Origin of the sequence: Pseudomonas fluorescens Q2-87, from assembly GCF_000281895.1 — a bacterium.
Lineage (GTDB): Bacteria > Pseudomonadota > Gammaproteobacteria > Pseudomonadales > Pseudomonadaceae > Aquipseudomonas > Aquipseudomonas fluorescens_S.
Map to the genome: position 1 here is coordinate 5154986 of NZ_CM001558.1, position 21469 is coordinate 5176454.

At 57.2% G+C, this 21469-nt stretch carries 13 protein-coding genes, 2 tRNA genes and 3 rRNA genes; 4 read left to right on the top strand and 14 right to left on the bottom strand.

Annotated elements, in window-relative coordinates; translation table 11 throughout:
• Nucleotides 1-167 precede the first annotated feature (167 nt).
• The 3 genes from mksB to mksF are packed head-to-tail and all read left to right on the top strand — an operon-like array spanning nt 168 to nt 4979.
• The gene (mksB, locus tag PFLQ2_RS05125; protein ID WP_033046284.1) at nt 168-1448 is read left to right on the top strand and encodes an Mks condensin complex protein MksB; all 1281 of its coding nucleotides are present in this window, start codon (nt 168-170) and stop codon (nt 1446-1448) included.
• Nucleotides 1438-2142: an Mks condensin complex protein MksE gene (gene mksE / locus PFLQ2_RS05120; RefSeq protein WP_003185441.1), complete on the top strand. Its 705-nt coding sequence runs from the start codon at nt 1438-1440 to the stop codon at nt 2140-2142. Before mksB ends, mksE begins: the two co-directional genes overlap by 11 nt.
• Entirely contained in the window at nt 2139-4979 is a 2841-nt protein-coding gene (mksF, locus tag PFLQ2_RS05115) for an Mks condensin complex protein MksF (RefSeq protein ID WP_003185443.1), read from the top strand. The genes mksE and mksF overlap by 4 nt, the downstream gene beginning before the upstream one ends.
• Before the next feature lie 175 nt (nt 4980-5154).
• On the opposite strand, the gene PFLQ2_RS05110 is transcribed toward mksF, so the two are convergent.
• From PFLQ2_RS05110 to PFLQ2_RS05045, 14 genes are all read right to left on the bottom strand, one after another.
• On the bottom strand, nt 5155-7458 hold the full coding sequence (locus tag PFLQ2_RS05110; protein ID WP_003185445.1) for a PqiB family protein: 2304 nt from the start codon (nt 7456-7458) through the stop codon (nt 5155-5157).
• Nucleotides 7451-8074: a paraquat-inducible protein A gene (locus tag PFLQ2_RS05105; protein ID WP_033046286.1), complete on the bottom strand. Its 624-nt coding sequence runs from the start codon at nt 8072-8074 to the stop codon at nt 7451-7453. Before PFLQ2_RS05105 ends, PFLQ2_RS05110 begins: the two co-directional genes overlap by 8 nt.
• A complete protein-coding gene (locus PFLQ2_RS05100; RefSeq protein WP_003185451.1) occupies nt 8061-8720 on the bottom strand; it encodes a paraquat-inducible protein A in 660 nt (219 codons plus the stop codon). Before PFLQ2_RS05100 ends, PFLQ2_RS05105 begins: the two co-directional genes overlap by 14 nt.
• 148 nt (nt 8721-8868) lie before the next feature.
• Nucleotides 8869-8984: ribosomal RNA gene (rrf, locus tag PFLQ2_RS05095) — 5S ribosomal RNA — on the bottom strand.
• Between the two features lie 169 nt (nt 8985-9153).
• A 23S ribosomal RNA gene (locus tag PFLQ2_RS05090) occupies nt 9154-12045 on the bottom strand.
• 241 nt (nt 12046-12286) lie between these two features.
• A tRNA-Ala gene (locus PFLQ2_RS05085) sits at nt 12287-12362 on the bottom strand.
• A 10-nt stretch (nt 12363-12372) separates the two neighbouring features.
• Nucleotides 12373-12449: transfer RNA gene (locus PFLQ2_RS05080), tRNA-Ile, on the bottom strand.
• A gap of 122 nt (nt 12450-12571) precedes the next feature.
• Nucleotides 12572-14108: ribosomal RNA gene (locus tag PFLQ2_RS05075) — 16S ribosomal RNA — on the bottom strand.
• Together the 16S, 23S and 5S rRNA genes with 2 tRNA genes alongside form the textbook arrangement of a ribosomal RNA operon.
• A gap of 549 nt (nt 14109-14657) precedes the next feature.
• On the bottom strand, nt 14658-15278 hold the full coding sequence (msrQ, locus tag PFLQ2_RS05070; RefSeq protein WP_003185453.1) for a protein-methionine-sulfoxide reductase heme-binding subunit MsrQ: 621 nt from the start codon (nt 15276-15278) through the stop codon (nt 14658-14660).
• A complete protein-coding gene (msrP, locus tag PFLQ2_RS05065; protein ID WP_003185455.1) occupies nt 15278-16291 on the bottom strand; it encodes a protein-methionine-sulfoxide reductase catalytic subunit MsrP in 1014 nt (337 codons plus the stop codon). The genes msrQ and msrP overlap by 1 nt, the downstream gene beginning before the upstream one ends.
• A gap of 75 nt (nt 16292-16366) precedes the next feature.
• A complete protein-coding gene (gene pssA / locus PFLQ2_RS05060) occupies nt 16367-17212 on the bottom strand; it encodes a CDP-diacylglycerol--serine O-phosphatidyltransferase (protein ID WP_003185457.1) in 846 nt (281 codons plus the stop codon).
• Nucleotides 17213-17356: 144 nt separating this feature from the next.
• Nucleotides 17357-18373, bottom strand: coding sequence for a ketol-acid reductoisomerase (gene ilvC / locus PFLQ2_RS05055; RefSeq protein ID WP_003185459.1), 1017 nt, complete (start codon nt 18371-18373; stop codon nt 17357-17359).
• 45 nt (nt 18374-18418) lie between these two features.
• On the bottom strand, nt 18419-18910 hold the full coding sequence (gene ilvN, locus PFLQ2_RS05050) for an acetolactate synthase small subunit (protein WP_003176102.1): 492 nt from the start codon (nt 18908-18910) through the stop codon (nt 18419-18421).
• Nucleotides 18911-18912: 2 nt separating this feature from the next.
• On the bottom strand, nt 18913-20637 hold the full coding sequence (locus PFLQ2_RS05045) for an acetolactate synthase 3 large subunit (protein ID WP_003185461.1): 1725 nt from the start codon (nt 20635-20637) through the stop codon (nt 18913-18915).
• A 400-nt stretch (nt 20638-21037) separates the two neighbouring features.
• Between PFLQ2_RS05045 and PFLQ2_RS05040 the strand changes: the two genes are divergently transcribed.
• Entirely contained in the window at nt 21038-21460 is a 423-nt protein-coding gene (locus tag PFLQ2_RS05040) for a DUF4124 domain-containing protein (RefSeq protein WP_033046289.1), read from the top strand.
• Nucleotides 21461-21469: the final 9 nt, after the last annotated feature.

The window sequence follows — 21469 nt, forward strand, 5'->3', positions numbered from 1 at the left end:
TGTGGATGACGGAAAGTGGTGGGATTCTACCGCCCTTCGACGCAGATCGCTTCCCTGTTGCATCAATAGTTGCTCGATCCGAACGACAGTCCGTCTCAGGGGTGAATCGCAACCGGCCCGATGCAGTACAATCGCCGCTTTTAATTGCCAACCCGACGGCCATTGCGATGATCGAACCCAAGCGCGTCTTGCGCGCCCTCGCTGAACACTGGGCATTGCTGGAACCTTTGTGCGAGCACTTCGACCAGGGCACCCTGAGCCTCAACGAATTGCGTTCACAGCTGGCCGCCCAACAACTGGACAGCACGCCCCAGGACATCACCAGCCTGCTGGACGTGTGGATCCGCCTGGACATTCTCGTGCCGGTGGCGAAAAGCCCGAACCGCTTCGAGCTCAACGCCCAGATCCATGATTTCCTCGCCTACCTGCGCCGCGAACACCGCCTGGGCCTGTGCCTGGAAATCGAAGCCTACCTGCGCCACCTCGAGCGCCTGGCCGGCTACATCCAGGACGCTTTCGACGTGCGCGACGGCAACGACCTGGCCCGCCAGCTGCGCCTGCTGGACATGCGCGTGCGCGATGTTCTCAAGAAACTCGCCAACGACGAGCAGGCCTTGGTGGCCGTGGCCGAACGCGCCAAGACCAGCGACCGGCAGATCCCGTTGCGCCAGCGCTACGCCGAAGTACTGGCGACCTGGGACGAATATGTCGAGCCGATGATTCAACTGGTGAACGCCGACGGGGCGTTCGAGCAAGGCGTGCGCAAAGTCGAGAACGTGCTGTTGCGCATGCTCACCGAACAGCAGCGCCTCGGCCACCTGGTGGACGACGACATGCTGCTGCGCACCCACGCGCGCATCCTTGAAATGCAGACCAGCGCCCAGTTGACGCTGCGTCACGCCCGGGAACTGCTGCTGCCATTGCGTGAAGAGGCTCGCCGCCATAACGCCGTGACCCGTGGCGCGGCTCTGGCCCTGTCTGCCATTCGCCGCAAAGGCATCGATGCCGTGCCGCAAGCCGCCATGCCGCTGTTCACCCGGCCGCAAAGTACCTTCCTGGGCAGTGCGAGCCAGGTCGAAGCTTATGTCTATGCCTTGGCTCGTTTCGAACCGAAACCGGCACGCTTCCCCAAGTCCCACAAGACCCACAAGGGCGGCGAGGCACCGCGTGCGCCACGCACCGTGCGCGAGATGGTCGAGCGCTGCGAAGACGCCTTGCCGATGCCGGACCTGATGACCTGGCTGCTGGAGCAGGAGCCGGACGGCGCCACCGACGAATTGCTGTATTGGTTCTCGCGCCTGTCGCGGGAAAAACGTTTCAAGCGCGAGCGTCTGGAACGCCGCGATTACCACACTCACGAGCATCAGGTCAGCCTGCGCTCCTTCGCCCTGCTCTCGGCCCGCGACACCGCCGCCGAGGATTCTGCGAGCATTCCCCATGCATCTTGATCTATCCGAACTGTCCCAGCTGGCGCCGATCTTTCGCGAGCTGTTCAAGGGCTACCACGTCAGCCGCCGCGACCCGGAGCTGTACGCGCAACTGTCCAACTTCCAGGACCAGTACCGCACGCTGTTCAAGGCCCTGGGCTTCGAACTGGTGTGCGACACCCGTGGCTTCTATTACTTCGTGCCGGACCTGGCCGCCGCGGCAGTGAACAAGACCGCCCAGCGCCTGGCCCTGTTCACCTTCATCCTGGTCGAACATCTGGCCGACCAGGGCCGCGACCCGATCGCCGTGCTCGACGGCGGCAGCCTGGGCCGCGATGAATTGCCTTCGCTGCTGGAGAAGTACCGCGACCTGTTCATCCAGGCCGAAGTGCAGACCCAGGAAGAGCTGGAAGAAAAAATCATGCGCCGCATGACCCAACTGGGCTTTGCCGGCGAAGAAAACGGCATCTACCGCTTCCTGCCACCGATGCACCGTTTCCTCGATGTCTGCCTGTCGGTCCAGCAGGATCGCGACCTGGCGGCCAGCCTGCACAGCGTGCTGCCATTGCCCGCGCCGGTATTGATCGACGAGGACAGCGACGAAAAACTGCTACAGACCGACGATCCGCTCGACCTGAGCCCCTTTGACGGCGAAGAAAGCGAAGACGACGCACTGGCCCGCGCCATTGCCGAAGAACAGGAGACCGACGCATGAGCAAGGAACGCTACGGCATCCGCCGCTTTGCCCTATTGAACACCGCCGGCTACAGCCTCGGCCTGTTCCCGCTGGAAGAACCGTTGTCGGTGTACGGCGCGAACAACCTCGGCAAATCCGCTTCGATCAACGCCCTGCAGTTCCCGATCCTGGCGCGCATGTCGGACATGAGCTTCGGCAAGTACAGCCTGGAGCAGTCCCGGCGTTTCTACTTTGCCTCGGACACCAGCTACATCCTGGTGGAAGTCGCCCTGCCCCACGGCCCGCACGTGATCGGCGTGGTCGGTCGCGGCCCTGGCGGCGGTTTCGGTCATCAGTTTTTTGCCTACGCCGGCAAGCTGGACCTGGCTCACTACCAGAAAGACGACACCTGCCTGCGTCAGAAAGAGCTGTTCACCAACCTGGAGCGCGAAGGCCTCAAGGCCTACGAACTCAAACCGGATGAACTGCGGCGCCTGCTGGTGGGTGGGCACACATCGATCCCACTGGACCTGACGCTGATCCCGCTGCGTTCCACCAGCGAGCAAAGCCTAAAGACCTTCCGCGCGCTGTTCATCAACCTGCTGCACATGCGCGAAATCACAGCGGCCAAGCTCAAGCAACTGTTCCTCGACGCGTTCGAACACAGCCTGCGTTCCGGTAGCGTGGATTACATCGCCGCGTGCGAAGAAGCCTTCCGCGATGTACGACGCATGGAGCAGGACTACAACTCCCTGGTAGCGGCCGGCCCGTTGGTCGAAGCCCTGGCCAATGGCGTGAAGCAGCGCGACATTTTGCGCGGCAAACTGCATCGCCTCTCCCCCTTGCTCGACTCGTTGCTGGGCACTTGGTCGGACTATGCCAGCGCGCGCAAGGAAGAGCTGACGATCCAGGCCGAACATTACCGCAACGAACAGGATTCGCTGCAGAACGACCAACGCGGCGGCACTCAGGAGCTGATGCGCTTGGAGCGGGAGATCAGCGGCATCCAGCGCTGGATCGGCGAATTGTCGGTGCTCAAGAACCGCTTCGCCCTGGTGGATGACGTCAAGGTCTTGGAGCAGCAGTTGCTCGCCGCCAAGGACGCCCACGATGAACTGGCCGGCGCCCTGGCCCAGTCGCGGCAGTTCAGCGCCGAAGATTTGGAAGAGCGCCTGCGGGATCTGGAAAAACGCCTGAAATCGGTCAAGCAGCAACTCGATCACGCCGACAACAACAGCTACGCCCGCCTGCGGGAAGAGTTCTCGCAGCAGGACGTCGAGCGCCTGATGCGCCTGTTCAACAGTGCCCTTTTCAGCCTGCCGCTGGGCGAACACGGCATCGCGCTGGACGAGAACGGCGAGTGGGTCAAATCCATGGAAGTGATCCTCGACGGCTTCAAGGGTGAACGTTTCGAAGTGCCGGGCCTGTCCATCGACCTGTCCCACATCGAACCGCCAGCCCTGCAAGCCCTGGCCGACCGCGCGGCGTTGCGTGACCAGAAAGAACGCCTGGAAAAAGAACTCAAGCAGCTCAAAACCCAACAAGCCGTGGCGGCCGACCGTGCAGCGAGCAAGACCCAGACCGAAGCGTTGTATCAACAGGTCCTGGACGCGCAAAAAGCCCTGGAAGATTTCCGCCGGACCCAGACCCTGAGCGCCGAAGAAGGCGAGAAGCTTGAACAGCTGGCGCAGATGGAAGCGGCCCAGGACGAACTCAAGCGTTCCAGCGACGCCTTCACCGAGCGCGTCCAGCAGTTGTCCGCCAAGTTGCAACTGGTGGGCCGGCAGATCGCCGACATGGAAGCCAAGCAGCGCACCCTCGACGACGCCCTGCGCCGCCGTCAATTGCTGCCGGCGGACCTGCCGTTCGGCACGCCGTTCATGGACCCGGTCGACGACTCCATGGACAACCTGCTGCCGCTGCTCAACGACTATCAGGACAGCTGGCAAGGTCTGTTGCGGGTCGACGGCCAGATCGAAGCGCTGTATGCCCAAGTACGTCTCAAGGGCGTGGCCAAGTTCGACAGCGAAGACGACATGGAGCGGCGCCTGCAATTGCTGATCAACGCCTATGCCCACCGCACCGACGAGGCCCTGACCCTGGGCAAGGCGCGCCGTGCGGCCGTGACCGATATCGCCCGTACCCTGCGCAACATCCGCAGCGACTACGACAGCCTCGAACACCAACTGGCGCTGTTCAACCGCGAGATCAACAAGCGCCAGGTGTCCAACCTGCAGAGCTTCCGGATCGTGCTGGCGCCGAACAAGGAAGCGCTCAAGCACATCGACCAGATCATCCACAGCGCCGGCCAGTACGAGGAAGGCGAGACCCTGTCAGTGTTCGACCTCAGCCAGAGCGCCGAGCAGGACAACAAGAACGAAGAGGCCAAGGAATACCTCGCGCGCCTGGTGGCCGCTAACCACAACCAACTCGGGCTCAAGGACCTGTTCGAGCTGGCGTTCGAGATCACTAAGGTCAACGGCCAGCCGGTGATCCACACCGACATCGACGGCGCGGCATCCAACGGCACCACCATGACTATCAAGGCGCTGACCAACATGTACTTGTTGCTGCACTTGATGGACCGTGAACAAGCTGGTCGCGTGCGCCTGCCGTACTACTTGGACGAAGCAGCGGACATCGATGAGAAGAACCAGGCAGCGCTGCTGGAAACCAGCTTGCAGTTGGGCTTCGTGCCGATCCTGGCCAGCGTTAAGCCGCAAGTGTGCGCCAGTGTCGCCATCGACCTGGAGGGCGGCAGCGGCCCGAACGGTATCTATATCGACGAAGCGGACTGGAAATACATCCGTCGCCACGATGCCGTGAAGGCCACGGTGAATGTACAGGCCGATGAGCCGGAGCTGGATCCGGTGTGATGTGATTATCCGGATATGAAAAAGGCCGCGATCCATTGGATCGCGGCCTTTTTCATATCGCGAGCAAACTCGCTCACGCAGGGGGGGTGCGGTGTTTACGGCATCGAGATCCACCGCCCCTCCAATGGGGGCGAGCTTGCTCGCGATGGCGTCAACACAGACAACGCCGAGCTTGTTATTTGCCGAGACTGATCTTCGGCGCCCAGGACAGCCATTCATCTTCAAACTTATCGAACAGCGGGAAGGTCTGCTCCGGTCGCGCCGGGTTACCCATCTTCTCGCCGTCCGGTGTCGCGAACGCAATGCCGCCCTGTACCAATGTCTCCAGCGACTCGGTCCGCACCGTCGCGCCCTTGAACAAACCGAAGTCCAGGCCAAAGCCGCTGCTGTTCCAGAACCGCGTGCCGCTACGGACCAGTGGCGCATATTTGGGTTCGATCAGGATATGGATCAGCACGCGATCCGCCGTCTGGCCCAATTCATAACCGGTGACTTTGCCCACCGTGATCTCGCGATAGGTCACCGGCACGCCGGTTTTCAACGAACCGCGACGGGCCGCACTCAACACCAGGCTCAGGCCGGCTTCAGGTACGACGCTTTCCGGTGGATTGGCCAGCGCGACGAAGCTTTTTTGCGGCCCAACGCTTTTTGCAGAAGGCTGCACCTCAATGTATTGGCCTGTCACCAGCGTTTCCAGGTTGGACGTCTTCATCAAGCCCAACTCAGGCTTGACCACCCAAAACTGCGTACCGGTCCGGGCGATACGCTCCGGCACTTCGGTGATCCGCGCGGTGAGCAGCACCGATTGCATATCGGCACTGAGATCCACATTCTCGATCTTGCCCACGTCCAGCCCCTTGAAACGAATCGGCGTACCGATGCGCAGGCCGTCGGCACGGTCAACCTTGATCGTTACCTCGGTGCCCCGCTGTTGCGCGGCTTCATGGTCTGCAAACAGCCGGAACCGTGGGATGCGTCTTTTGAGCGGCACATTGGGTTCCGGTGTCTCGAAGGAAATCCCCCCGGCCATCAGGCTTTGCAGGGACTCACTCTTGACCTGTATCCCGCCCGTCAAACCGCCGGTGAGGGTAATGCCGCTGGCGTTCCAGAACCGTGTCGAGCCGTTGACCAGCCCTTCGTATTCCTTCTCGATGTGCACACCAATGATCAACTGCTTTTTCTTGCGGGAGAATTGATAGCTCTGTACCGATCCGACCTTCACCTGCTTGTAGAGGATCGGGCTGCCGACCTCCAGCGATCCGAGGTTTTCGGTGAGCAACACCAAGTGCAGTCCCGGTGAACGCAAGTCCAGCGGTGGCGCTTTCGCCCGGGCTTCGAATTCGCGCTGCGGCGCGCCGCCCTTGTCACCCGGTCGCACAGCAATGTAGTTACCCTTGACCAACGCTTCCAGGCCGGTAATCCCTGCCAGGGAGATCGATGGCTTGACGACCCAGAACTGAGTGCCAGTCACCAGGTAGTCTTCGGCCAACGGGTCCAGCGTCAACTCGGCGGTGGCGCTGGACAGGTCCGGATCGACTTTGAGGGTCTTCAGGCTGCCGACCTCGATGCCTTTGTACATCACCGGCGTGCGGCCAGCCTGCAAGCCCTCGAAATCGCTGAGCTTGACCTTCACCCGGATACCCGCTGCGGCGGCATCAAAATCTTCGTAGAGGCGAAACGGCAGGCTCGGATCCGTGGGCGGACTGTCCTTGCGGTTCTCAGGCGTAGCGAAGGCGATCCCCCCGGCGACGATGCTGGCCAGGCTTTCACTGCGTACCTTGACGCCCGACAGGTTGGCATCGATGCTGATGCCGCTGGCGTTCCAGAAACGCGTGTGCTTGCGCACCAGGCTGGCATAAGTCGGTTCGATGAAAACCTTGATCTCAACTTTGCTCTGGTCTTCGGACAGCAAATAACTCTTTACTTGGCCGACCTGGATTTGTTTGTAGAACACCGGGCTGCCACGATTCAACGAGCCCAACCGGTCAGCCTTGATGGTCAGGTGCAAACCCGGTTTGGTGTCGGACAATGGAGGCTCTTCGACCAACGCCTTGAATTTACGTGTCGACTCTCCTTCACCAGGGCTGATGGCGACGTAGTTACCTGATACCAAGGTTTCCAGACCAGTAATCCCGGCCAGGGTCACGCTCGGCTTGACCAGCCAGAAACGTGTTCCGGTCTTCAGGTACTGCTCGACGTCCTTGTTCATCTCGATGGTCACGATCACGCCTTTCGAGCTGCCTTCGTCATCGAGGGTCAAGGTCTTCACTTTGCCGACTGACATGCCTTTGTAGACGACTTCAGTCTTGTTGACCTGAATGCCTTCGCCACTCTCAAAGCGCACATTGATTTCGATGCCGGTGTCGTTATAGGCGCGCCAGCCGAGCCAGCCGCCGATGATCAATGCTATCAGCGGCAAGATCCAGATGGCCGACCAGTTCGAAGCCGGTCGGGTTTTAGCGGTAGGCAAATCAGTCATGGTCGTCATCCGACTCCGTGTTATCCCAAATCAGTCGGGGATCGAAAGTTACTGCGGCAATCATTGTCAAAATCACTACGCTGGCAAAGGCAATCGCGCCGAGACCGGCTTCGACACTGGCGAGCCGGCCAAAATTCACGACGGCCACCAGAATGGCGATCACGAAAATATCCAGCATCGACCAGCGGCCGATGAACTCGATGAAGCGGTACATCAGGATGCGTTGCCGGGCCGACATGGGCTGGTGCCGCTGCACGGAAAACAGCAACAAGGCGATACCGACCAATTTAAAGGTGGGGACCACGATACTGGCGATGAATACCACGGCGGCGATAGGAATCATGCCGTGATGCACCAGCTCGATGACGCCGGCCATGATAGTGCTCGGGGCTCCTTGGCCCAGCGAGTTGATCGTCATGATCGGCAACAAATTGGCCGGGATATAAAGGATCGCGGCAGTGAGCAATAAGGCCCAGGTCCGCATCAGGCTGTTTGGGCGACGGGGATGAACCCGTGCGCCGCAACGAGTACAGGTCTGGTTGTCGGCCTCGGCATCCTGCCGATTCAATTCATGGCATTCAGTACAGATCAGTATCCCTGCATCAATCGCCCGCATGGGCATCTTCTCCTGATAACGCTTGCCAGATCTGATGCGGTGACATCACCACCTCCAGCCAGACCTGGACCAGCAACAGACTGATGAAACACACCAGGCCAAGGCCTACGGTAATAGCTGCCATGTCTGCCAGCTTGACGATGGCCACCAGTACGCCCATGAGGTAGACCTCAAGCATGCCCCAGTCGCGTAAGTGGTGATAAATGCGATACAGCAACAACCCGTAGCCACGACCAACATTCAAGCGGATGGTCAGCAGCACAACCAACTGGCAAAGCAACTTGAGCAGCGGAATACCCATGCTGCATAGGAACACCACCATCGATATGCCTTGCATGCCCGTGTCGAACAGGCCGACCACGCCACTCCAAACGGTATCCTGCGCAGACTGCCCGAGCAGATTGAGTTGCATGATGGGTAAAAAGTTGGCCGGCACATATAACAGCAGCGCGGCGATCACCAAGGCAAGACTGCGTTCGACCACATTGTGTCGGTGAGCATAAAGTTCATATCCACAACGGGGGCACTCGGCTTTTTCGCCATGGGCCAATTGCGGTTTTTTCATCAAGAAGTCGCATTCATGGCACGCTACCAGATCCTCCAGGGGTAGATCTGACAACCTCTCAGTGTCTGACGGATCGGGCATAAAGAGCTCTGGCTCAGCTAAGGTGGGGCTATTCTAGTGCTCAGGCTCGAAAATAACTGTGCAAATTTATTCCGAGCTTTCCAAGACTTTTATTACGTGCAAAACAAAACCCCTACCTGCGTCAGCAGATAGGGGTTTCGGAATTTAATCTTGACGATGACCTACTCTCACATGGGGAAACCCCACACTACCATCGGCGATGCATCGTTTCACTGCTGAGTTCGGGATGGGATCAGGTGGTTCCAATGCTCTATGGTCGTCAAGAAATTCGGTAGCCAGCGCGTGCCTTGCGGTCACGTTCCAGCGAATGGGTATGTGATAGCTTTTCGGTGTTTTGTGACGTTCGAACTTTCGGTTCGTTTCGTCTTCACACACCGCAATCTGGTGCTCGTTCGCTTTTCAGCTCGAAGCAAGCAAATTGCTTGGGTGTTATATGGTCAAGCCTCACGGGCAATTAGTACAGGTTAGCTCAACGCCTCACAGCGCTTACACACCCTGCCTATCAACGTCGTAGTCTTCGACGGCCCTTCAGGGGACTCAAGGTCCCAGTGAGATCTCATCTTGAGGCAAGTTTCCCGCTTAGATGCTTTCAGCGGTTATCTTTCCCGAACATAGCTACCCGGCAATGCCACTGGCGTGACAACCGGAACACCAGAGGTTCGTCCACTCCGGTCCTCTCGTACTAGGAGCAGCCCCTCTCAAATCTCAAACGTCCACGGCAGATAGGGACCGAACTGTCTCACGACGTTCTAAACCCAGCTCGCGTACCACTTTAAATGGCGAACAGCCATACCCTTGGGACCGGCTTCAGCCCCAGGATGTGATGAGCCGACATCGAGGTGCCAAACACCGCCGTCGATATGAACTCTTGGGCGGTATCAGCCTGTTATCCCCGGAGTACCTTTTATCCGTTGAGCGATGGCCCTTCCATACAGAACCACCGGATCACTAAGACCTACTTTCGTACCTGCTCGACGTGTCTGTCTCGCAGTCAAGCGCGCTTTTGCCTTTATACTCTACGACCGATTTCCGACCGGTCTGAGCGCACCTTCGTACTCCTCCGTTACTCTTTAGGAGGAGACCGCCCCAGTCAAACTACCCACCATACACTGTCCTCGATCCGGATAACGGACCTGAGTTAGAACCTCAAAGTTGCCAGGGTGGTATTTCAAGGATGGCTCCACGCGAACTGGCGTCCACGCTTCAAAGCCTCCCACCTATCCTACACAAGCAAATTCAAAGTCCAGTGCAAAGCTATAGTAAAGGTTCACGGGGTCTTTCCGTCTAGCCGCGGATACACTGCATCTTCACAGCGATTTCAATTTCACTGAGTCTCGGGTGGAGACAGCGCCGCCATCGTTACGCCATTCGTGCAGGTCGGAACTTACCCGACAAGGAATTTCGCTACCTTAGGACCGTTATAGTTACGGCCGCCGTTTACCGGGGCTTCGATCAAGAGCTTCGCGTTAGCTAACCCCATCAATTAACCTTCCGGCACCGGGCAGGCGTCACACCCTATACGTCCACTTTCGTGTTTGCAGAGTGCTGTGTTTTTAATAAACAGTCGCAGCGGCCTGGTATCTTCGACCGGCGTGGGCTTACGCAGCAAGTGCTTCACCCTCACCGGCGCACCTTCTCCCGAAGTTACGGTGCCATTTTGCCTAGTTCCTTCACCCGAGTTCTCTCAAGCGCCTTGGTATTCTCTACCCAACCACCTGTGTCGGTTTGGGGTACGGTTCCTGGTTACCTGAAGCTTAGAAGCTTTTCTTGGAAGCATGGCATCAACCACTTCGTCACCCAAAGGGTAACTCGTCATCAGCTCTCGGCCTTAGAATCCCGGATTTACCTAAGATTCCAGCCTACCACCTTAAACTTGGACAACCAACGCCAAGCTGGCCTAGCCTTCTCCGTCCCTCCATCGCAATAACCAGAAGTACAGGAATATTAACCTGTTTTCCATCGACTACGCTTTTCAGCCTCGCCTTAGGGACCGACTAACCCTGCGTCGATTAACGTTGCGCAGGAAACCTTGGTCTTTCGGCGTGGGTGTTTTTCACACCCATTGTCGTTACTCATGTCAGCATTCGCACTTCTGATACCTCCAGCAAGCTTCTCAACTCACCTTCACAGGCTTACAGAACGCTCCTCTACCGCATCACCTAAGTGATACCCGTAGCTTCGGTGTATGGTTTGAGCCCCGTTACATCTTCCGCGCAGGCCGACTCGACTAGTGAGCTATTACGCTTTCTTTAAAGGGTGGCTGCTTCTAAGCCAACCTCCTAGCTGTCTAAGCCTTCCCACATCGTTTCCCACTTAACCATAACTTTGGGACCTTAGCTGACGGTCTGGGTTGTTTCCCTTTTCACGACGGACGTTAGCACCCGCCGTGTGTCTCCCATGCTCGGCACTTGTAGGTATTCGGAGTTTGCATCGGTTTGGTAAGTCGGGATGACCCCCTAGCCGAAACAGTGCTCTACCCCCTACAGTGATACATGAGGCGCTACCTAAATAGCTTTCGAGGAGAACCAGCTATCTCCGAGCTTGATTAGCCTTTCACTCCGATCCACAGGTCATCCGCTAACTTTTCAACGGTAGTCGGTTCGGTCCTCCAGTTAGTGTTACCCAACCTTCAACCTGCCCATGGATAGATCGCCCGGTTTCGGGTCTATTCCCAGCGACTAGACGCCCTATTAAGACTCGCTTTCGCTACGCCTCCCCTATTCGGTTAAGCTCGCCACTGAAAATAAGTCGCTGACCCATTATACAAAAGGTACGCAGTCACCCAACAAAGTGGGCTCCCACTGCTTGTACGCATACGGTTTCAGGATCTATTTCACTCCCCTCTCCGGGGTTCTTTTCGCCTTTCCCTCACGGTACTAGTTCACTATCGGTCAGTCAGTAGTATTTAGCCTTGGAGGATGGTCCCCCCATATTCAGACAAAGTTTCTCGTGCTCCGTCCTACTCGATTTCACTTCTAAGATCCTTTCGCGTACAGGGCTATCACCCACTATGGCCGCACTTTCCAGAGCGTTCCGCTAAAATCAAAGAAGCTTAAGGGCTAGTCCCCGTTCGCTCGCCACTACTAAGGGAATCTCGGTTGATTTCTTTTCCTCAGGGTACTTAGATGTTTCAGTTCCCCTGGTTCGCCTCTTGCACCTATGTATTCAGTACAAGATAACCATCTTATGATGGCTGGGTTCCCCCATTCAGACATCTCCGGATCAAAGTCTGTTTGCCGACTCCCCGAAGCTTTTCGCAGGCTACCACGTCTTTCATCGCCTCTGACTGCCAAGGCATCCACCGTATGCGCTTCTTCACTTGACCATATAACCCCAAGCAATCTGGTTATACTATGAAGACGACATTCGCCGAAAATTCGAATTTCTCAACTAAGAGAACTCACAAATTTTACCTTAGCCTGATCCGTTACCAGTGAAAGTAACGTCCAGTCTATCTTTCTATCACATACCCAAATTTTTAAAGAACGAACTAGTCAAAGACTAGAAATCAACATTCATCATCACCGTGATGGAATGCTCATTTCTAAGCTTTCAGAAGCAGTTTATGGTGGAGCCAAGCGGGATCGAACCGCTGACCTCCTGCGTGCAAGGCAGGCGCTCTCCCAGCTGAGCTATGGCCCCATAACAAAATTGGTGGGTCTGGGCAGATTCGAACTGCCGACCTCACCCTTATCAGGGGTGCGCTCTAACCAACTGAGCTACAGACCCAATTTCGAGCTTGTAACTGTTAGCGTGAGCTATCAGCTTGGAGCTTAAAGCTGCTTCTATCGTCTTCTTCAATGAATCAAGCAATTCGTGTGGGAGCTCATGAAGCAGCTGCGGTCGTCGATTAAGGAGGTGATCCAGCCGCAGGTTCCCCTACGGCTACCTTGTTACGACTTCACCCCAGTCATGAATCACACCGTGGTAACCGTCCTCCCGAAGGTTAGACTAGCTACTTCTGGTGCAACCCACTCCCATGGTGTGACGGGCGGTGTGTACAAGGCCCGGGAACGTATTCACCGCGACATTCTGATTCGCGATTACTAGCGATTCCGACTTCACGCAGTCGAGTTGCAGACTGCGATCCGGACTACGATCGGTTTTGTGGGATTAGCTCCACCTCGCGGCTTGGCAACCCTCTGTACCGACCATTGTAGCACGTGTGTAGCCCAGGCCGTAAGGGCCATGATGACTTGACGTCATCCCCACCTTCCTCCGGTTTGTCACCGGCAGTCTCCTTAGAGTGCCCACCATAACGTGCTGGTAACTAAGGACAAGGGTTGCGCTCGTTACGGGACTTAACCCAACATCTCACGACACGAGCTGACGACAGCCATGCAGCACCTGTCTCAATGTTCCCGAAGGCACCCATCCATCTCTGGAAAGTTCATTGGATGTCAAGGCCTGGTAAGGTTCTTCGCGTTGCTTCGAATTAAACCACATGCTCCACCGCTTGTGCGGGCCCCCGTCAATTCATTTGAGTTTTAACCTTGCGGCCGTACTCCCCAGGCGGTCAACTTAATGCGTTAGCTGCGCCACTAAGAGCTCAAGGCTCCCAACGGCTAGTTGACATCGTTTACGGCGTGGACTACCAGGGTATCTAATCCTGTTTGCTCCCCACGCTTTCGCACCTCAGTGTCAGTATCAGTCCAGGTGGTCGCCTTCGCCACTGGTGTTCCTTCCTATATCTACGCATTTCACCGCTACACAGGAAATTCCACCACCCTCTACCATACTCTAGCTCGACAGTTTTGAATGCAGTTCCCAGGTTGAGCCCGGGGATTTCACATCCAACTTAACGAACCACCTACGCGCGCTTTACGCCCAGTAATTCCGATTAACGCTTGCACCCTCTGTATTACCGCGGCTGCTGGCACAGAGTTAGCCGGTGCTTATTCTGTCGGTAACGTCAAAACACTAACGTATTAGGTTAATGCCCTTCCTCCCAACTTAAAGTGCTTTACAATCCGAAGACCTTCTTCACACACGCGGCATGGCTGGATCAGGCTTTCGCCCATTGTCCAATATTCCCCACTGCTGCCTCCCGTAGGAGTCTGGACCGTGTCTCAGTTCCAGTGTGACTGATCATCCTCTCAGACCAGTTACGGATCGTCGCCTTGGTGAGCCATTACCCCACCAACTAGCTAATCCGACCTAGGCTCATCTGATAGCGCAAGGCCCGAAGGTCCCCTGCTTTCTCCCGTAGGACGTATGCGGTATTAGCGTCCGTTTCCGAGCGTTATCCCCCACTACCAGGCAGATTCCTAGGCATTACTCACCCGTCCGCCGCTCTCAAGAGGTGCAAGCACCTCTCTACCGCTCGACTTGCATGTGTTAGGCCTGCCGCCAGCGTTCAATCTGAGCCATGATCAAACTCTTCAGTTCAAACATCTTTGGTTTGAGAAACCCTAACTTGGCTCAGCAATCGTTGGTTACATCTTTGATTTCTCGCGGAGTAACTTGTGATGCTGATAATCTGTTGACTAGCAGTCTGACTCCACAAGCACCCACACGAATTGCTTGATTCAGTTGTTAAAGAGCGGTGGGTTGATTCTTTCGTCTCAACCGAGGCGCGCATTCTACAGCGCCTGGTGTTGCTGTCAAGCGGTTATTTTCAGAAGTTTTCAAAGTTTCGCTTCGGAAACATCAACAACTTCAACCACTTGCGCTTCCGATCTCTCGTTAGCGGGAGGCGAATTCTACAGCGTTACTCGCTGCTGTCAACACCTCTTTTTCACCGCTTTCGACCGAGAAGATCGAACCGTCAACAGAGCCTTACAACACCGCCCCATCAACTCCTTCCGGACCTCGATGAACTGAAGCCCTGCACCTTCGAAACCTACTTAATTCATTGAATATCAAGGAGTTTTCCGTTTCGACTGCGCCGGAAGTGGGGCGAATTATAGACGTCTGAATTTTACCGTCAACCCTTAATTACGCTTTTGTTGCAGTCGAGACCTTCCGCCCCAACAAACGCGGGATTCGGCGCATAAGCGGTGGGATCCTGAGCATCAACAGAACGGCCCCTATAAAGGCGTAGATCGACCATTCCTTCAGATCCGCCCGAACAATCCAGAGCATATGCAGCAACCCAAGCCCCAGAATCAGATAAACCACGCGGTGCAGCTTCTTCCAGCGCACACCAAGACGCCGCTGACTGTAGCGATTGGAGGTAACCGCCAGAGCCAACAAACCGAGGAACCCAACCGCCCCGACAATAATGTAAGGCCGCTTGCTGAGTTCGACACCCAACTGCGACCAGTCGAAGCCCAAGATAAAAGCCGCATATCCACTCAGATGCATCACCACGTAGGCAAAACACCACAACCCCAGCTGCCGTCTGACGGCAATCCACCCCGCCCACCCCGTCAATTTCTGCAAGGGCGTCATGCTCAACGTAATCAATAGCAACACCAGCGTTCCCAGCCCGAGCCGATCCACCAGCACCTTGCCCGGGTCGGGACCCAACGAGTTCACTAACGCCTCGTAGAGCCAGAGCAGCGGCCAGAGCGCCGCCGCAACGAAAACGCTGATCCGCCACGCTGGAAAACGCATCAGTAATCCTTCCTCAGGTCCATCCCTGCATATAAAGACGCCACTTCATCTTGATAGCCGTTGAACATCAGCGTATCGCGCACATTGGGACTGAACAGGCCACTCGGCAGACGCCGCTCATGGGCTTGGGTCCAGCGTGGGTGATCGACCGTGGGATTGACGTTGGCATAGAAGCCGTATTCATCGGACGCAATACTCTGCCAGGTGGTCTTCGGCTGCTCGCTGACCAAGCTGATGCGCACAATGGACTTCACGCTTTTGAAACCGTACTTCCACGGCACCACCAGCCGCAACGGCGCGCCGTTCTGGTTAGCCAGCTCCCGCCCGTACATGCCTACCGCCAGAATCGCCAACGGATTCATCGCTTCATCCAACCGCAAGCCCTCGACATAAGGCCAATCGATCAAGGCGAAACCGGAGCGCTGCCCAGGCATGACCTTGGGATCCTGCAAGGTTTCGAAGCGAATGTACTTAGCCTTGGAAGTCGGCTCGACTTGTTTGAGCAATGCGGAGATTGGAAAACCGATCCAGGGAATGACCATCGACCAGGCCTCGACACAGCGCAGTCGGTAAATCCGCTCCTCCATCTGATAAGGCTTCATGAAGTCTTCCAACCCATAGCGCCCCGGCTTACCCACCTCCCCGTCCACGACCACACTCCAAGGCTCGGTTTTCAAAGATCCGGCATTGGCTGCCGGATCACCCTTGTCGGTGCCGAACTCATAAAAGTTGTTGTAATGAGTGGCGTCCTTGAACGGGGTAATGGACTCGTCCTTGACGGTCACTGCTCCCCATCGGGTAGAAGGCAGCTTCTCGGCAAACCAGGACGGCGCCTTGCCCGGCTCGACATCGGCATAACGCGCCGCATCGGCAGCATTGGCCCATTGTGGCAAGCTGCTCACGGCGAGGCCGGCCATGGTGGCGCCCAGCATTTGACGACGGGAGAGGTAAAGGGATTCTGGCGTGACGTCCGATTCACGGCAGTCGGACGTCTTGGGGGTCTTGATCAGCATGACAACTCCGCAGTATTGGAAGGCAGGTGCACCAATAGACTGCGGAGTATGGGCGAAATTACATTAAGGCAACGTTTAGTGTCGGCGAAGACGCAGTAAATATTGCACCGGCCCGGAAGCGGCATAAGCAAGGAACACCAGCAGCAGGATACGCGGCGGATCACTGAAGACCACCGCGAACACCAGCACCACCGCCAGAATCGCAACGAACGGGACGCGCCCCTTCAGGTCCAGCTCTTTGAAGCTGTTGTACTTGATGTTGCTGACCATCAGCATCCCCGCGGCTGCGACCAGCAATGCCACCAGGAACGACATCTTCGAACCCTGGATGCCGTAGTCGCTGAATGCCCAGACGACACCCGCCACAACACCCGCCGCCGCCGGACTGGCCAGGCCGATGAAGTAGCGCTTGTCAGCCTTGCCTACTTGCGTGTTGAAACGCGCCAGGCGCAACGCAGCACCCGCCACATAAATGAAGGCAACCATCCAGCCGACCTTGCCCATGTCTCCCAGTGCCCAGCCGAACGCCAGCAAGGCAGGGGCCACACCGAAGGCGACCATGTCGGACAGCGAATCATATTCAGCGCCGAACGCACTTTGGGTATTGGTCATGCGGGCCACACGCCCGTCCAGACCGTCGAGCACCATGGCGACAAAGATCGCAATGGCAGCGAAGGCAAAATAGCGACTCGCCCCCGCGCTATCACCGGCGCTCAACGCGGCCTGGGCACTCATGGAGTTGATGATGGAATAGAAACCGGCGAACAGGTTCGCGGTGGTGAACAGGTTCGGCAGCAGATAGATGCCACGATGCCGGACCTTACGGCCTTCAGCGTCATGGCCTTCTTCGACGTGTTCATCGATGGGCAGCAGGCTTTCGGCGTCAGGAGCCTGGTTTGGCTCGTCGGGACGTTCGCTCATGGACAGTACCTTGCAACGGTGTGAAAAAATTCGACAGGTGTCTGGGACGACGGTTCGGCCGCAAACGATGCAGCTTTATACCAGAAGCCATCGCCCAAACGAAAAAACGCGGCCAGGGCCGCGTTTTTCGATCAAGCTCGCGACTTAGTTCTTGGCTTTGTCGACGATCTTGTTGGCACCGATCCACGGCATCATCGAGCGCAGTTGCTCGCCGATGATTTCGATACCGTGAGCGGCGTTGTTGCGACGCTTGGCGGTCATCGAAGGATAGCCGGTAGCACCTTCGCTGATGAACATCTTGGCGTATTCACCGTCCTGAATACGTTTCAGGGCGTTGCGCATGGCCTGGCGGGACTCGGCGTTGATGACTTCCGGGCCGGTCACGTACTCGCCGTATTCGGCGTTGTTGGAGATCGAGTAGTTCATGTTGGCGATACCGCCTTCGTACATGAGGTCAACGATCAGCTTCAGTTCGTGCAGGCATTCGAAGTAAGCCATTTCTGGCGCGTAGCCGGCTTCAACCAGGGTTTCGAAACCGGCTTTCACCAGCTCGACGGTACCGCCGCACAGAACGGCTTGCTCGCCGAACAGGTCGGTTTCGGTCTCGTCCTTGAAGGTGGTTTCGATGATGCCGGTACGACCGCCGCCAACACCAGCAGCGTAGGACAGGGCAACGTTCTTGGCATTGCCGGACGCATCCTGGTAGATCGCGATCAGGTCAGGGATACCGCCGCCTTTCACGAACTCGGAACGCACGGTGTGGCCCGGGGCTTTCGGCGCGATCATGATCACGTCGAGGTCGGCACGCGGTACAACCTGGTTGTAGTGAATCGCGAAGCCGTGGGAGAAGGCCAGGGTGGCGCCTTTCTTGATGTTCGGCTCGATTTCGTTCTTGTACAGCGCAGACTGGAACTCGTCCGGGGTCAGGATCATGACCAGGTCGGCTGCGGCAACAGCGGAAGCCACGTCGGTAACTTTCAGGCCGTGGGCCTCGGCCTTGGCAACGGTGGCCGAGCCTTTACGCAGGCCGACGGTCACGTCAACGCCGGAGTCTTTCAGGTTGCAGGCCTGGGCGTGACCCTGGGAGCCGTAACCGATGATGGCGACTTTCTTGCCTTGGATGATCGACAGGTCGCAATCTTTATCGTAGAAAACTTTCATGAATTTCCTCTCTATCCGGCCATTCAGGCCATTCGCTAATTTGGTTTAGATGCTCAGTACTTTGTCGCCACGGGCAATCCCGGTGACGCCACTGCGTACGGTTTCCAGAATCGAGGCAGTGCCGATCGATTGAATGAAGCTGTCGAGCTTGTCGCTGGTACCGGTCAACTGAACGGTATAGACGCTGGCGCTGACATCGACGATCTGCCCACGATAAATATCGGTAGTGCGTTTGATCTCGGCGCGCTGGGCGCCGGTGGCCTTGACCTTGACCAGCATCAGCTCGCGCTCGATGTGAGCGCTTTCCGACAGATCCACCAGCTTGACCACCTCGATCAGCTTGTTCAGGTTTTTGGTGATCTGCTCGATGACTTCATCATGGCCCACGGTGGTCAGCGTCAGACGCGACAACGTCGGATCTTCGGTTGGCGCCACGGTCAGGCTTTCGATGTTGTAGTTGCGCTGCGAGAACAGGCCCACTACGCGAGACAGGGCACCCGGTTCGTTTTCCAGAAGCAAGGAAATAATGTGTCGCATGATTAGGTACGCTCCGTCTTGCTCAGCCACATATCGCGCATGGAGCCGTCTTTGATCTGCATCGGATAGACGTGCTCGCTGGTGTCGACCGCAATATCGATCACCACCAGGCGATCCTTCATGGCGAACGCTTCCTCCATCTTCGACTTCAAATCCTTCGATTCGGTGATGCGCACGCCGACGTGACCATAAGCCTCCGCCAGCTTGACGAAATCAGGCAGCGATTCCATGTAGGAATGCGAGTGACGGCTACCATAGCTCATGTCCTGCCACTGGCGAACCATGCCCAGCACACCGTTGTTCAGGATCACGATCTTCACCGGCAGGCCGTACTGCAGGCAGGTGGACAGCTCCTGGATGTTCATCTGGATGCTGCCCTCGCCCGTGACGCAGGCAACGTCAGCTTCCGGGAAGCTCAACTTGATGCCCATGGCCGCCGGAAAACCGAAGCCCATGGTGCCCAGGCCACCGGAGTTGATCCAGCGGTTGGGCTTGTCGAACTTGTAGTATTGCGCAGCAAACATCTGGTGCTGACCCACATCGGAAGTCACAAAGGCATCGCCCTTGGTCACTTCGCACAGGGTCTCGATCACCGTCTGCGGTTTGATCACGCTGCCGTCGCCCTTGTCATAAGGAAACAGGCCGCGATCGCCGCGCCATTCATCGACTTGCTTCCACCAACTGGCCACGGACTCCTTATTAGGGGTCTCGCCGATTTCCTTGAGGATGGCGACCATTTCGGTCAGCACGCTCTCTACAGGACCGACAATTGGCACGTCTGCCTTGATGGTCTTGGAGATGGACGCGGGGTCGATGTCGATGTGGATGATCTTGGCATTCGGGCAGAACTTTGCCGCACCGTTGATGACACGGTCGTCGAAGCGCGCGCCGACGGCCAGGATCACATCGGCGTGGTGCATCGCCAGGTTGGCGGTGTAGCTGCCGTGCATGCCGAGCATGCCGATGAACTGACGGTCGGAGCCCGGGTAGGCGCCCAGGCCCATCAGGGTATTGGTGACCGGCAAGTTGAGCATTTTCGCCAGTTCGGTCAACGGCGCGGAGCCATTGCCCAGGATCACGCCGCCCCCCGAGTACAACACCGGACGCTTGGCCGCCAACAGCATTTCAGCTGCCTTGCGGATTTGCCCGGAGTGACCGCGTACGGCCGGGCTGTAGGAACGCAGCTTGGCTTTTTTCGGGAAGACATATTCGAACTTCTCGGCCGGGTTGGTCATGTCTTTCGGGACATCGACCACGACCGGGCCCGGACGACCGGACTCAGCCAGGTAGAAAGCCTTCTTCATGACTTCCGGGATTTCCGACGCGTGCTTGATCATGAAGCTGTGCTTCACGATCGGCCGGGAGATACCGATCATGTCGGTTTCCTGGAACGCATCGGTGCCGACCATGGTGCTGGGCACCTGGCCGGAAATGATCACCATCGGGATGGAGTCCATGTACGCGGTGGCGATACCGGTGATGGCGTTCGTGGCGCCAGGCCCGGAAGTCACCAATACCACGCCGGCCTTACCGGTGGCGCGGGCATAGCCGTCGGCCATGTGGGTCGCCGCCTGCTCGTGACGAACCAGGATGTGGGTCACTTCCGGTTCTTTGAACAGGGCATCATAGACATGAAGAAGAGCACCACCGGGGTACCCGTAGATATATTTGACGCCTTCGTCACGCAAAAAGCGGACGAGCATCTCACCGCCAGATAAAAGCTCCACGTTGTTCACCTCTAAAACGCCAGAATACCGACCCACACAAGGGGACGGGTCTTAATAGGTTTACTTCTCGGCAGAGCATGAGCGACGGTGGTCGCCGACTACGTCAGCACTGACTGAGCAAGTATTGGGATCGTCCCAAGTGTTGCGGGCCTTTCCCACCCAGCGCGAGGTAACGCGTTGCGGGTGTAACAGGTCGGCGCGGATGTGCGCCTCATGATCTGCCGAGTGGGTCTGCTTCTGGCAGTCCCTCTACAGCGGACTTTGGATTCTTCTGTTTCGCTTCCTTCAAGTCAAGTCGTCTATGTGCTTTATTCGAAGTAAGCGCATGAGAACGCAAGAAAAAACCTTTAAACGGCAACTGTGTTAGCTTCAATTGCGCAACCCACGACAAGGAAACAGCATGCGAATGTTCTTCTTGACGGCCAGCCTGCTGGTTGGCCTGAGCCCAATGTGCATGGCCGGTCAGGTCTATAAATGGGTGGATGCCCAAGGCGTGACCCATTTCGGGGCCCAGCCGCCTCAGGACGCAGAGGCCACGACGGTGATCAAGTCCGCCCCGTCAGCCGCCAAGCCGCCAGCGCCCCCGTCCGGTGGCGTCATTGGCGATCAGAAAGCCATCGATCGACAAGTCAGGAAACAGGTTGCCGAACAGCAAGCCCAGCTCAAGGTGTTCTGCGAGCAGGCCAGGACCAACCTGGCACAACTGCAAAACAACCCGAGGGTACGCGAGGACGTGGACGGCGAAATGCGGCGCTTGACCGAAGAACAGCGCAAGGACCGCATCACCGAGTCACAGAGACAGATTGCCGAGAACTGCCAGTAGAACACTGGC